This window comes from uncultured Sphingomonas sp. (assembly GCF_902806265.1).
In the GTDB taxonomy this organism is placed as follows: Bacteria; Pseudomonadota; Alphaproteobacteria; order Sphingomonadales; family Sphingomonadaceae; genus Sphingomicrobium.
In genome coordinates this window covers 25,112-38,408 of sequence record NZ_CADCVZ010000028.1, presented here as the reverse complement: position 1 = coordinate 38,408, position 13,297 = coordinate 25,112, and the positions used below count along the sequence as shown (strand labels likewise).

At 67.2% G+C, this 13,297-nt stretch carries 10 protein-coding genes and 1 tRNA gene; 6 read left to right on the top strand and 5 right to left on the bottom strand.

Annotated features, from left to right (window positions below):
• From QZX62_RS06540 to QZX62_RS06520, 5 genes are all read left to right on the top strand, one after another.
• On the top strand, nt 1–459 hold a 459-nt coding region (locus tag QZX62_RS06540), incomplete at its 5' end, for a hypothetical protein (protein ID WP_294173080.1).
• 63 nt (nt 460–522) lie between these two features.
• The gene (locus QZX62_RS06535; protein WP_294173079.1) at nt 523–1,137 is read left to right on the top strand and encodes a biliverdin-producing heme oxygenase; all 615 of its coding nucleotides are present in this window, start codon (nt 523–525) and stop codon (nt 1,135–1,137) included.
• On the top strand, nt 1,134–3,404 hold the full coding sequence (locus tag QZX62_RS06530; protein WP_294173077.1) for an ATP-binding protein: 2,271 nt from the start codon (nt 1,134–1,136) through the stop codon (nt 3,402–3,404). Before QZX62_RS06535 ends, QZX62_RS06530 begins: the two co-directional genes overlap by 4 nt.
• A gap of 3 nt (nt 3,405–3,407) precedes the next feature.
• Nucleotides 3,408–3,875, top strand: coding sequence for a response regulator (locus tag QZX62_RS06525; protein WP_294173075.1), 468 nt, complete (start codon nt 3,408–3,410; stop codon nt 3,873–3,875).
• Nucleotides 3,872–5,908 carry a response regulator gene (locus QZX62_RS06520; protein WP_294173074.1) on the top strand — a complete coding sequence of 679 codons (2,037 nt, stop codon included), beginning with the start codon at nt 3,872–3,874 and terminating at the stop codon, nt 5,906–5,908. The genes QZX62_RS06525 and QZX62_RS06520 overlap by 4 nt, the downstream gene beginning before the upstream one ends.
• A 136-nt stretch (nt 5,909–6,044) precedes the next feature.
• Here the strand turns inward: QZX62_RS06520 and QZX62_RS06515 are convergent, their stop codons facing one another.
• The 5 genes from QZX62_RS06515 to QZX62_RS11845 form a co-directional block, all read right to left on the bottom strand.
• Nucleotides 6,045–6,290, bottom strand: coding sequence for a hypothetical protein (locus tag QZX62_RS06515; RefSeq protein WP_294173071.1), 246 nt, complete (start codon nt 6,288–6,290; stop codon nt 6,045–6,047).
• A 68-nt stretch (nt 6,291–6,358) separates the two neighbouring features.
• A tRNA-Pro gene (locus tag QZX62_RS06510) sits at nt 6,359–6,435 on the bottom strand.
• Nucleotides 6,436–6,507: 72 nt separating this feature from the next.
• Nucleotides 6,508–7,821 (bottom strand): FAD-dependent oxidoreductase, encoded by a 1,314-nt coding sequence (locus tag QZX62_RS06505; protein ID WP_294173069.1) that lies wholly within the window; start codon nt 7,819–7,821, stop codon nt 6,508–6,510.
• Between the two features lie 59 nt (nt 7,822–7,880).
• Complete coding sequence (locus QZX62_RS06500; protein ID WP_294173067.1) at nt 7,881–8,198, bottom strand: polyhydroxyalkanoic acid system family protein; 318 nt, start codon at nt 8,196–8,198, stop codon at nt 7,881–7,883.
• Nucleotides 8,199–8,899: 701 nt separating this feature from the next.
• A complete protein-coding gene (locus tag QZX62_RS11845; RefSeq protein WP_366926187.1) occupies nt 8,900–10,591 on the bottom strand; it encodes a glycosyltransferase family 39 protein in 1,692 nt (563 codons plus the stop codon).
• A 119-nt stretch (nt 10,592–10,710) separates the two neighbouring features.
• On the opposite strand from QZX62_RS11845, the gene clpB reads away from it, so the two are divergent.
• Nucleotides 10,711–13,290 (top strand): ATP-dependent chaperone ClpB, encoded by a 2,580-nt coding sequence (gene clpB, locus QZX62_RS06485; protein ID WP_294173062.1) that lies wholly within the window; start codon nt 10,711–10,713, stop codon nt 13,288–13,290.
• The last annotated feature ends 7 nt before the right edge of the window (nt 13,291–13,297 follow it).

The following is a 13,297-nucleotide window of genomic DNA, read 5'->3' as shown; positions in this document are numbered from 1 at the left end:
CGGCAATTAGTTGTTGATCTGCTAAGAAGGTTTGCGATGACGCAGGATGGCAGGAGTTGGCGGATGTTCGCATTCAGGGGTTCCAGCCGGTCAACTGCCATCGCGTTTCTGGCGGCAGTCACCATGTCTTGCACGCCGGCGCCGACGAGGAGCGCCTCAGCGCCGCTCGTGGAGCTCGCCGGCCGGACGGCCGGAACGCCGCAGCGTTGCGTCGGAATTCAGCAGAACGAAGCCTTGCGGCTCGGCGCCGACCGGGTGGTACTTTACGGCCGCGGCCGCCTGGTCTGGGTCAATCGCCTTTCCGAAGACTGCGCCGGCATGAGGCCGAACGATATGCTGATCGTGGAGCCGGTCGGAGGGAGCTATTGCCGCGGCGACCGTGTCCGGTCGATGGACCCCATCAGTCGCATTCCCGGCCCCGGTTGCAGGTTGAACGACTTCGTGCCCTTTCGCCGGTGAATGACCCGCGGCAATCTGGCGCGGGCTTGGCACTTCTGCCAAGTCGCCCCCGTGACAAGTGCGTTGACCAGGCTCCGGGACCCTGCGGATAGACGTTCGCGGCAGCGAAGCGCGCAGCCGGCAAGATCGGCTCTCCAGGCTGAGACCACGAGCATTCACGAGGCGCTGCACGACGCTCCGCCGTTCGCCGCTATCGCCGAGCAGCGCCTGCGTTCCAGCGACTACACGCGGCTCCTCTCGGCGTTGTTCGCGTATCATTCTTCCTTGCAGTTCATCGTCGCGGCGGGATGCCGACGCTTGGAGCTCCAAGCCCTGCTGAACGCGTGCGAGCTGCGCCGGCACCGGCTCGCAGTTGATCTCGCCACCCTAAACGCGCAGCTTCCTCCGGTCGGTAAATCGGTCGCAGCGGTCGATGACGCGTGGGCCGTCGGCTGCCTTTATACGCTGGTGGGATCGAGCTTGGGCGGCAAGGTGATCTTTCGGCAGCTAGACTACCTGCTTCCGACCCCCGCCGGTCGCACCTTCTTCGCGGGGACGGCTGGGGACGGCGAGCGCTGGCGAGAGTTCTGCAACCGGCTCGAGGCGTTCGGCACGGAACAGCAAAGCTTGACCCCGCTCATTGAAGGCGCGCATTTCGCCTTTGAACATTTCGCTTCGTGCCTGGAAAGACACCGTTGACGCATTCTGCTGTTGTTGCCGCGCCGGCCCCCGGCGCCAGTTCGCTTGACCTGACCACTTGCGACCGCGAGCCGATCCATATCCCAGGTAGCATCCAGCCCTATGGCGCGTTGCTTGTGCTGGAGCCGGGCACGCTCAATATCCTGCAGGTAGCGGGCGGCGCGGATCGTATCATGCAACCGGGGCACGGCTGGCTGGGAGCGTCTCTTGCCGATGTCCTGCCGGCCAGCGTCTTCCAAGTTATCGAGCACATCGACTTCGCTCTCCCGGACACCGGCATTGCGCACTTCGGAACCGTCCGCTTCGCCCACGGCGGCGGCTGGCGCTCCTACCATGCCATCGCCCATCGCTCGGCCGGGAGCATCGTCCTGGAATTTGAGCAGACGGTTGCGGACGAGCCGGGTTCGTTCGAGGACCTTTATCCGGTAGTTCGCGAGTTCCTGGATAGCCTGCAGGCAGTATCGTCGGTGGACGAGCTGGCGTCCCTGGCGGCGCTGGAGGTCCGGCGCATCACGGGCCTGGACCGCGCGCTCGTCTACCGGTTCGACGAAGACTGGAACGGCACGGTCATCGCCGAGGACCGCAACGATGCGCTGCCGTCCTACCTGGACCTGCGCTTTCCCGCGTCGGACATCCCCGCCCAGGCGCGTGAGCTCTACCGCCTCAACCGGCTGCGCCTCATCGCCGACGCCAATTACCAGCCGGCACCCATCCAGCCGGCGCTCAACCCGTCGACCGGAGCTCCGGTCGACCTCAGCCTCTCGGTGCTGAGGAGCGTATCTCCCGTGCACCTAGAATATATGCGCAACATGGGGACGCACGCCTCCATGTCGATTTCCCTTCTTCGGGAGGGGCAGTTGTGGGGCCTCATCTCCTGCCACAACGCCGCTCCGCACCGGGTGCCGTACCATGTCCGCACCGCCTGCGATTTCATCGGCCAGATCCTGTCGCTTCAGCTGGCTGCCAAGGAACATGCCAGCCTGGCGGAGCGCCGCCACGACCGCCGCATCATCGTCGGACGATTGCTCGGCCATATGGCGGCGGAGGACCACTTCCTCGATGGCCTGGTCAAGCATGGCGACGATCTCCTCGCCCTGGCCAATGCGCGGGGTGCCGCCGTGGTCTTCGGCGGCACCTCGACGCTGATCGGCGAAACGCCTGCCGCCGTCGAAGTCGACCGGATCACCTCGTGGCTCGCGGCGCAGCATAGGGGCGACGACGTGTTCGTGACGGACAATCTGGCGGCGGTCATGCGGGCTGCCGATGAGCTGAAGGATCACGCTAGCGGACTGCTAGCGATCTCCATCTCGCAGGTCCATGCGAGCTACGTGATCTGGTTCCGTCCGGAAGTGATCCGAACGGTGAGCTGGGCCGGCGAGCCCCGCAAGCGGGCCGAGCTGGACCCCGGCGGGCTGCGGCTGCATCCGCGCAAGTCGTTCGAGGTCTGGAAGGAGACGGTCAGCCTGCGCTCGCTGCCGTGGCACGAGACGGAGGTCCACGCGGCCGCCGAATTGCGCACCGCCATCGTCGACATCGTGCTCCGGCGGGCGGAGGAGATGGCCGCCTTGTCCGAGCGCCTCGTGTCGATCAACAAAGAATTGGAGGCGTTCAGCTACTCGGTCAGCCATGACCTACGCGCGCCGTTCCGCCACATCGTCGGCTATTCGCAGCTATTGAAGGCGAACGAGGGCCAGCAGCTGACCGAGCGAGCGAGCCGCTACGTCGACACCATCATCGAGTCCGCGATATCCGCCGGAACGCTGGTCGACAACCTGCTGAGTTACTCGCAGATGGGGCGGACGACCCTCACGCCGGTGCCGCTCGACATGGACGCGCTGGTGGCGGAGGTCATCCGCAAGCTCGACATGGAAATCGGCGAGCGCGCGATCGAGTGGCGCATCGGGACGCTCGCACCCGCCCGCGGCGATCCCACAATGATGCGGCTTGTGTTCCAGAACCTCATCTCGAACGCCATCAAGTTCACTCGCGACCGGGCACCGGGCCTGATCGAGATCGGCTGCGAGCCGGCCGCCGCCGAGCACATCTATTTCGTTCGCGACAACGGCGTCGGCTTTGACGAAGCCTATGTTTCCAAGCTATTCGGAGTTTTCCAGCGATTGCACCGGGTTGAGGAATTCGAGGGAACCGGCATCGGCCTTGCCAACGTCCGGCGCATCATCGAGCGCCACGGCGGCAGGGTATGGGCACAAGGCAAGATGGACGAGGGCGCGATGATCAGCTTCGCGCTCCCGGTTGGGACGGAGTGACGGATGGCGGAGCTGAAGCCGATATTGCTGGTCGAGGACAGCCCCAAGGACGTCGAACTGACGCTGGCCGCGCTTGAGCGTTGTCAGCTGGCGAATGCCGTGATCGTCACGCGGGACGGGGCCGAGGCGCTCGATTACCTGCACGCGCGCGGTAAGTTCACCAACCGGACCACCGGTGACCCGGCCGTAGTCCTGCTAGACCTTAAGCTGCCCAAGGTGGACGGCCTGGAAGTCCTGGAAGACATCAAGAAGGATCCCAGGCTCCGGCACACGCCAGTGGTGATGCTCACCTCCTCGCGTGAAGAGCGCGACCTGGTTCGCAGCTACCAACTTGGCGTCAACGCCTTTGTCGTAAAGCCGGTCGGCTTTGAGCAGTTCTTCGAGGCGATCCAAGACCTCGGCATGTTCTGGGCGGTGCTGAACGAACCGCCTCCGCCGCGAGCCAGGCTGCGCAGCGAACACGCCGCTTGAAGCCAGTCGCGCCGCTTTCCGACGCTCGGCGGACGGTTCGCGTCCTCCATCTGGAGGATAGCGCGCTCGATGCCGATCTCGTTTGCGAGTTCCTGAGGGTGGCGGGCGCCGAGTGCGAGATTGATCGCGTCTGGACCCGCGACGGCTTCACTGGAGCGCTGCGCGAGAAAAGCTACGACCTCATCCTCGCCGACCACGCCCTGCCCGCTTTCGACGGAGAGGCCGCGCTGGAGATCGCGCGGGTCGCTGCCGGCCACATCCCTTTTGTTTTCGTCTCCGGCACGCTGGGCGAAGATGTCGCGGTGGAAGCGATGCGGCGCGGTGCAACCGACTATGTCGTGAAGCAGCGCCTCGACCGCTTGCCGACGGTGGTCGGCCGCGCCTTGGCCGAGGCTGCCGAGCGGGCCGAACGGCGGCGCGCTGAGGCCGCGCTGAAGGAAAGCGAGGCGAACTTCGAGACGCTGGTGAATGCCATGCCGCAGCTCTGCTGGATGGCCAATGCCGACGGCTACATCAGCTGGTACAATCAGCGCTGGCACGACTATACGGGCACCACCCCGGCGGAGATGGAGGGCTGGGGCTGGGAGAAGGTGCACGACCCCGGCGTGCTGCCCGAGGTCAAGGAGCGCTGGCAGCGGTCCATCGCGACCGGCGAGCGGTTCGAGATGACCTTCCCTTTGAGGGGCGCGGATGGCGTGTTCCGCCCCTTCCTGACCCGGGTCGAACCGGTCCGCGAGGAGGGTGGGCGAGTGATCCGCTGGCTCGGCACCAACACTGACGTGTCGGCTCAGCACGCCGCTGAAGCCAAGCTGCGCCGGTTGGCCGAGACCCTGGAGTCCCGCATCGTGGAGGCGATTGCCGAACGGGAAGCGACCCACGCCAAGCTCGGCGAGCTGCAGAAGATGGAGACCATCGGGCAGCTCACCGGCGGCGTGGCGCACGACTTCAACAATCTGCTGACACCGATCGTCGGCAACCTGGATCTGCTTCGTCGCCGCTTGGAGGGGGACGACCGCAGCCAGCGCCTGCTCAGCGGAGCGCTGCAGGCTGCCGACCGCGCCAAGACGCTTGTCCAGCGACTGCTGGCGTTCGCCCGGCGGCAAGTTCTCGAAGTTCGCGCGGTGGATGCTGTCGCGCTGGTGGAAGGCATGACCGACCTCATTGCCCGTTCCATCGGTCCGCGGGTCCGGATCGAGGTTCAAGCGGAGCCGGAGCTATCCGCCGCGCAGGTCGATCCCGGCCAACTCGAATTGGCTTTGCTCAACCTGGCGGTCAACGCCCGCGACGCGATGCCGGCCGGCGGGACGTTGACGATAGCGCTCAGCGAGCACCAGGTGGGACCTGGACACCCGGCTGCACTGCGGCATGGGTCTTACCTGAAGCTGGCAGTTTCCGACACCGGCACCGGCATGGACGCGGTTACGCTCGCCCGTGCCATCGAGCCCTTCTATTCGACCAAGGGCATCGGCAAGGGCACCGGGCTTGGGCTGTCGATGGTGCACGGGCTCGCCGCGCAGTCGGGCGGCACCCTCAACCTGACCAGCGAACCCGGCCAGGGCACCTGCGCGGAGATCTGGCTGCCAGTTGCGCCGGTGGCCGCCGAACGGGTCGGCGGTCCGGTCGCCGCTTCCCCGCATACCCGTCCGCTGCTCGTGCTGCTGGTCGACGATGAAGAACTGGTGCGCCTGAGCGCGGCCGAGATCCTGGGCGATCTCGGGCACACGGTGATCGAAGCGGGATCCGCAAGCCACGCGCTGGAGTTGCTGAGAACCGGGATGGAGCCCGATCTGGTGATCACCGACTACCTGATGCCCGGCATGACCGGGACCGAGCTGGCTGCCGAGATCAGGAAGGCCCGGCCCGATCAACCCATTCTGCTTGCCACCGGCTACGCGAACCTCGCCGGCGACGAGATGGCAAGCTTGCCCCTGCTGACCAAACCGTTCCGCCAAGCCGAAGCCGCCGCCCGGATAGCCGAACTGATGCTGCCCGGCGCCAGCTGCAGCCCTCCGGCGCTCAGGGCCGCCCACTAAGGGTCGGGCACCCGAGAGGTGCCGATCGGCAAGTATCCCTTGGGATACTCGAAGCGTGCGATCGACCCGCCTATTGACCTTGTATGCGGAACCCTCCCGCGCCCAGATCCGCGACTGCTCCCGGGTAATCGATCGGCTACAAGCGGATCACATACTGCCGCGGGGACCAGCCGGCGGCGTTGCTGAGCCCGAGGGTGATGACGAACAACGCCAAGGCCACCACGAGAATGCCGATGACCCCGAACCGATGGTCGCGGCCGTCGCGATCCCGGGGGGAGAGCTTCCTCTCGGGCGGAGGCGGGTCGCGGCGGATGCGTGAAACCCGCACTGGTGCCGCGGTGAGGTCGACCGACTGCTTTGCGGTGGGGAGCGGGCTGGCCATAGGCTCGCGCTTATCAGCCGGAAGTTAGGACCGGGTTAGCGCCCGGTGCAGTCGCTCACGAAAGTAAGTGGTCGGGGAGAGAGGATTCGAACCTCCGGCCCCTGCCTCCCGAAGACAGTGCTCTACCAGGCTGAGCTACTCCCCGACCGGAACCCGCTTGGGAGCGGGAGCCAAGGCGGGGTGGCTCTTAGGCTCCGCGGCGCGGGAGCGCAACTGCCTAGTGTCTGCGGGCGCGGAGCAGCTCCTCCACCCGCACCAGCTTCTCGCGCGGGGCGCCGGCCCGGGCGGCGGCGACCTCCGCCGCCTCAATCTTCTGCCAGTCGGCGAAGCGCACGGGATCGGACCCGCGCGACGCCAGCAGCCGGTCGAGCCCGGCCGATCCTTCGCGCCCGCTCGGGGCTCCCGCGGGCGGAAACAGCGCGGCAATCCGCTCGGCCACTTCCTGGCCGTCGGGACGGTTGGTGCCGATCGTGCCCGTGGGCCCGCGCCGCGCCCAGCCGACCGCGTACAACCGCTCGGCGATGCGACCGCCTTCGTTGGGGAAGCGCCCAAGCTTCTCGTCGTAGGGCACTCCGGGCATTGGCGGCGAGGCATAGCCGATGCAGCTGACCACCAGTCCGGCCTCGACCACGTAGGTCTCGCCCGTGCCGCGGGCGTTGCCGTCCGCTGCCAGGGCGGTACGCTCGACGATCACCCGCTCGGCCCGGCCGTCGCCTTCGATCACCAGCGGCTTGGCGAAGAAGTCGAACGCGATGCGCTTGGGTTTAGCCTTGTCCGGCGGAGTGGCCGCGAAGTGCCGCAGGTGTGCGACCGACTTGCGCTGTCCCGGCTCGAGCATGCCGTCGGCCTCTGGCGGAGGCAGGTCGATCGGATCGACCAGCGGAGCCGCCGCCTGAAGATGGCCGAGTTCCCCCAGCTCCTTCGGCGTCATCGCGATCTGATGCGGCCCGCGCCGGCCCAGCACGGTGATGGTGCGGACGCTGCTACCGGTCAGCGTCCGAAGCGCATGGTCGACGATGTCCGAGCCGGAAAACTCGTCGTTGGTCTTGGCTAGGATGCGGGCGACGTCCAGTGCGACGTTGCCGTTGCCGATCACTGCGGCACCCTCCACATCGAGCGGTGGTCGGAGGTCGGCGAAGTCGGGATGCCCGTTGTACCAGCCGACGAACGCCGCAGAGCCGATCACGCCGGGCAGGTCATCTCCGGGAATGCCGAGCCGCCGATCGTTGGGCGCGCCGGTCGCGAGCACAACCGCGTCAAAATAGTGCAGCAGCTCTTCGACCGACACATCGGCGCCGAGGTGAACATTGCCGAGGAAGCGCACGCTGGGCTCCAGCGCGACCTTTTCATAGCGCTTGGCGACCGCTTTGATCGACTGGTGATCGGGCGCGACGCCGAAGCGGATCAACCCGTAGGGCACCGGCAGCCGGTCGAGGATGTCGACCCGCGCGCCATCCCCGTAAGTCTTGGACAGCGCTTCGGCCGTATAAAAGCCGGCGGGCCCCGACCCGATTACCGCGAACTGCCGCATGCACGTCCCCTTCGGTTGGTGGCCGGAGGGTAGCGGCGCAGCTTCGTCGCGCAAGGCGCTTACTTGGTCTTGTCCTCCAGCAGCAACTCGGCGCCCTTGGACTTCAACATGGCCTCGATCGGCTTGGCGAGCATCGCCAGCATGGGCGGCAGCTCGATGCGGCAGCGGACATGCCGCTCCTCCACGTCGATCTGCGTCGCCACCTGTTGCCCGAGCGCGGCCACAGTCATATCCAGCCGGCTGCCGGCCCAAGCGCTGGTCACCTGCGCGCCCCCTGGAATGAAGCCCTGGAGCTTGTGGATGTTGGCCGCGATCCGGCGCTGCGCCTCCTCGCGGCCGAGGCTGTGGGGAAGGTCCACCTGGATTGGCTGGTTCATGGGCACCGGCCTGCCCGCGGAGGAAACACTTTTCAACCCGTTCCAACTCCTCCATGTTTCAGTCGTCATGCGCCGGGCCCTCCCTTCCTCGCTGCTGCTGCTGCTGCTGCTGGCGACCCCCGCCGCCGGGCAGGTGCCGTTCCCGACAAGCCCACCGGGTGCGACCTGGCAGGCGCCTTACGTGCCCTGGCAGCCCGCGGCGCCCTACGTCACCGCCGGGCAGGATGAGCCCGGCTATCGGCGCTGGATCGCTGCCCGCCCCTTTCGCTCGGCTCATATCGGCCAGTTTCACCGCTATCTCGACGGAGCGGGCGTTGCCTTTGTGGTGCCGACCTGGCAGCTGTTGCGCACCGCCAGCGACTGGCAGCGGTGCGGGGCCGAGCCGTTCGACGTGCCGCCGCTCGCCGAGTGGGCGAACGTGGTCCAGACCCTGCGCTACCTGCGCGACTATGTGATCCCCGTGGTTGGGCCCGTCGAGCCCGTCTCCGCCTACCGCAACCCGCTGCTGAACCGCTGCGCTGGAGGCGCGGCCAACAGCGTTCACCAGCATCTGTCGGCGATCGACCTGGTTCCGCTTCGGCCGATCAGCCGCGACGGGCTGATGCGGCAGCTCTGCGCGATCCATGCGCTGGAGGGCCCGCGCTATAATGTCGGGCTGGGCTTCTACTCCAAGCTGCGCTTCCACGTGGACAGCTGGAAGTTCAGGACCTGGGGACGCAATAACTCCGGCGCACTGGCCTGCCCGCGTTCCTACGAAGTGGCGCACCGGCCAACGGCGTCGCCGGTCGCCGCGGCTGCCGCGCAAGCTGCGCAGCCCCAGTCGCAGCCGGTGCTGTCAGGCCCTCCTGCGTCCGATCCGCTCGCACCGCGGCCCTGATGGCCGGTCGCGCGGTTCGATCTGCGCGGGGACGGCGCACCGCGACGCATCCAGGCACCCCGGACAGGTCCGGACCTGAGCGAATCAGCTTGGCGACGGTCTCGGCGTGACAGCTCGCCAGGATCGGGGCGGCCGAACCGCGCTGGAAACGGTAGCCCTTCTCCGCCCACAGCATCTCGTAGGAGCGCAGCACGGGAGCATAGTCGTGCCAGGTTCGTAGCCGAGTGCCGGGCTCGACCACGGTGGCCTCGCGGATGCCTCGCGCTGCGAGGCTGCCGAACAGCTGCCCGTAGCGCGACTCCGCCCCGCGGTGCTCCTGCGACAGTGACACGGCACGCCAGTACAGGGTCCTGACGGTCGGGAGGCTGAGCAAAAAGGCCGCTAGGACGGTTAGTAGGACGCGCTGCGATGCGGTGGTGACCATGCCCGCAGCCCGCTTCCACGTGCCATGGAGGAGCAGGGCGGCGGCGATCGCCAGTGGCGGATAGGCTGGCAACGCGTAGTGCGGCAGCTTGGTCGAAGCGAAACTCACCACGGCGAGCAGGGAAAGGCCGGTGCACAGGCAATAGGCAACCAGGAAGCGCTGCCTGCCCGGAAGTTCGCGCCACCCGAACAGTGCCAGCGGGGCCAGCGGAGCAGCGAAGAACCAGCCTTGCCACATGTCGCGCACGTAGAAGTAGATGGGCTCCTCGCGCCCGATCAGCGATCCGCCGAACCGCCCGCCGAACTCGTTGTGGAGCACGGCCCGCAGGTAACCCGGCTCAACCGCCTCCCGCGCCGCGTAGAAGAGCGCCACTGGCACGAAAGCGACTAGAGCCGCTAGCCAGGTGCGGGGCAAGGCGAGCACCCGCGTCAGCCGTCCGCTCGCGAGTAGGAAGACCAGCACGCCGGCGCCCGGTATCAGGCCGGCGCTGCTTTTCGTCAGCACGGCACCGGCGATGCATGCTCCGGCTGCCACCGCCGTGGCGCGAGACGGCCTGAGCCGCGTCGCCATCCGGAACAGCAGAGCGAGGTAGGCCGTGGTGAAGCAGGTGAGCAGCGCGTCGTAGTCGGCGGTGTGCGCTCCATGCACCCCATAGAAGCCGGGGCTGAGCAGGACGATAGCGGCGGCGAACACACCCAACGCTTGCGAGCGGCTCACCCGCTGCGTGAAGATGTAAGTCGCGACCAGCGCGCCCAAGCCTGCCAGCAGCGCAGGGAGTCGCAACGCCCATTCCGTTGGACCGAACAGGGTCACGCTGGCGTTCAACAGCCAGATCATCAGCGGCGGCTTGGTGTTCCACAGGTCGGGCTTGAAGTCGTAGGTGGTGACCAGGCTCCATCCCGTGATCCGCATCTCGAGCGCGTTGATGATGTTGCGGGACTCGTCCCATTTCACGATTGGCGAATTGTGGGCATCCGCTCCAAGGAACAGAACCGCGAGCAGGAGAATGGCCGCGAGCGGCAGTTGTCGCGCCGCGTGCGGGGGATGACCGGCAGGCTCCCCCGCCTTGATCTCGATCCTGGACAGATACACGGCCGCCGCTCCCCCGCGAACAATGGCGCCTGACCGATTAAGGCGGAGATAAGCTTGCCGCGAGGACTTGTGTTGCCAATGTGCAACACTAACTAGCCGGGCGAAGGGGAGGTGCTTTCATGGATTTCGATAAGCTTACGGATCGCGCCAAGGGCTTTCTGCAGGCGGCGCAGACCATTGCCGTGCGCGAGCACCATCAGCGGATCGCGCCCGCGCACCTGTTGAAGGCGCTGCTCGACGACGAGCAGGGCATGGCCGCGGGCCTGATCGGGGCGGCCGGCGGCGATGCCAAGGCGGCGCAGCGCGAGACGGACGTGCTGGTCGGCAAGATCCCGGCCGTGACCGGCTCGGGCGCCACCAGTGCGCCCGCGCTCGACGGCGATACCATCCGCATCCTCGACCAGGCCGGTGAGGTCGCCAAGAAGAGCGGCGACAGCTACGTCACCGTTGAGCGTATCCTGCTGGCAATGGCGCTGGCCAAGGGCACGGATGTGGCAAACGCGCTGGCCCGGGCTGGGGTGACGCCGCAGAACCTCAATGCCGCGATCGATAAGCTGCGCGGCGGCCGCACGGCCGACACGCAGGGCGCCGAGGACCGCTACGATGCTCTGAAGAAGTTCGCGCGCGACCTCACGGAGGCGGCGCGCGCGGGCAAGCTCGACCCAGTCATCGGCCGCGACGAGGAAATCCGCCGCACCATTCAGGTGCTCGCCCGCCGCACCAAGAACAATCCGGTGCTGATCGGCGAGCCGGGCGTCGGCAAGACCGCGATCGCCGAAGGGCTCGCCATCCGGATCGCCAACGGCGACGTGCCGGACGGGCTCAAGGAGCGTCGGCTCCTGTCGCTCGACATGGGTTCGCTGATAGCGGGTGCGAAGTATCGCGGCGAGTTCGAGGAGCGGCTCAAGGGCGTGCTGGACGAGGTCAAGCAGGCCGCGGGCGACATCATCCTGTTCATCGACGAAATGCATACCCTGGTCGGCGCCGGCAAGAGCGAGGGCGCGATGGACGCGTCCAACCTGCTGAAGCCGGCGCTGGCCCGCGGCGAGCTCCACTGCATCGGCGCGACGACGCTCGACGAGTACCGCAAGCATGTCGAGAAAGACGCGGCGCTGGAGCGGCGCTTCCAGCCGGTGTTCGTGGGCGAGCCGACCGTGGAGGACACGATCTCGATCCTGCGCGGGCTTAAGGAAAAGTACGAGCTGCACCACGGCATCACGATCACCGATCCGGCGATCGTAGCCGCGGCGACGCTCAGCAACCGCTACATCTCCGACCGCTTCCTGCCTGACAAGGCGATCGACCTGATGGACGAGGCCGCTTCGCGCATCCGCATGGAGGTCGAGTCCAAGCCCGAGGAGATCGAGAACCTCGACCGCCGTATTATGCAGCTCAAGATCGAGCGCGAGGCGCTGAAGCGCGAAAAGGACGAGGCGTCGCGCGACCGGCTCGGGACTCTGGAAGGCGAGCTTGCCAACCTCGAGCAGCAGTCGGCCGAGCTGACTGGACGCTGGCAGGGCGAGAAGGAGAAGATTGCCGCCTCGAGCAAGGTGCAGGAGCAGCTAGACGCCGCGCGGATCGAACTAGACCAGGCGCAGCGCTCGGGCGACCTCGCCAAGGCCGGCGAGCTGGCCTACGGGCGCATTCCGCAGCTCGAGAAGCAGCTGGAGGAGGCGCGCAGCGCCACTCAGCACGCCATGCTGCGCGAGGAGGTCACGGGTGAGGACATCGCCGCAGTGGTCAGCCGCTGGACCGGCGTTCCGGTCGAGCGGATGCTGGAAGGCGAGCGCGAAAAGCTGCTTGGGATGGAAGGGGCGATCGGCGCGCGGGTGATCGGCCAGGAGGATGCGGTCAAGGCCGTGTCCGCCGCGGTCCGCCGCGCCCGCGCCGGGCTGCAGGACCCCAACCGGCCGCTCGGCTCCTTCCTGTTCCTCGGCCCCACCGGTGTCGGCAAGACGGAGCTGACCAAGGCGCTCGCCGAGTTCCTGTTCGACGATCCCGCTGCCATGGTTCGCATCGACATGAGCGAGTTCATGGAGAAGCATGCGGTCGCGCGGCTGATTGGCGCGCCTCCGGGCTACGTCGGCTATGAGGAAGGCGGCGTGCTGACCGAAGCAGTCCGGCGGCGGCCCTACCAGGTGGTGCTATTCGACGAGGTTGAAAAAGCGCACGGCGACGTGTTCAACGTGCTGCTGCAGGTGCTCGACGATGGCCGGCTGACCGACGGTCAGGGCCGGACGGTGGACTTCACCAACACGCTGATCATCCTGACCTCGAACCTGGGCAGCCAGTACCTCGCCCAACTCGGCGAAAATGAGCCCGCCGAGAAGGTCGAGGGGCAAGTGATGGAGGTGGTCCGCGCCCATTTCCGGCCGGAGTTCCTCAACCGCCTGGATGAGATCATCTTGTTCCACCGGCTGTCGGCCACCCACATGGCGCCGATTGTCGACATCCAGGTCGGCCGGCTCGGCAAGCTGCTTGAGAACCGTAAGATCAGGCTGGAACTAACGGGCGCGGCGCGCGCCTGGCTCGGACGGGTCGGCTACGATCCAGTCTACGGCGCCCGGCCGCTCAAGCGTGCGGTGCAGAAGTATCTGCAGGACCCGCTCGCCGACCGGATCCTGCGCGGCGAGATCAAGGACGGGCAGACGGTGCGGGTAGACGAAGGCGACGGCCGACTGGCGATCCAGCCCGCCTGAGCCCAAG

What these genes read in the sequence shown, in the direction of transcription:
- QZX62_RS06525 (WP_294173075.1), top strand. Translation starts at nt 3,408, where the DNA reads ATGGCGGAGCTGAAGCCGATATTGCTGGTCGAGGACAGCCCCAAGGAC.
- QZX62_RS06515 (WP_294173071.1), bottom strand. Translation starts at nt 6,290, where the DNA reads ATGGCCAGCCCGCTCCCCACCGCAAAGCAGTCGGTCGACCTCACCGCG.
- QZX62_RS06505 (WP_294173069.1), bottom strand. Translation starts at nt 7,821, where the DNA reads ATGCGGCAGTTCGCGGTAATCGGGTCGGGGCCCGCCGGCTTTTATACG.
- QZX62_RS06500 (WP_294173067.1), bottom strand. Translation starts at nt 8,198, where the DNA reads ATGAACCAGCCAATCCAGGTGGACCTTCCCCACAGCCTCGGCCGCGAG.
- clpB (WP_294173062.1), top strand. Translation starts at nt 10,711, where the DNA reads ATGGATTTCGATAAGCTTACGGATCGCGCCAAGGGCTTTCTGCAGGCG.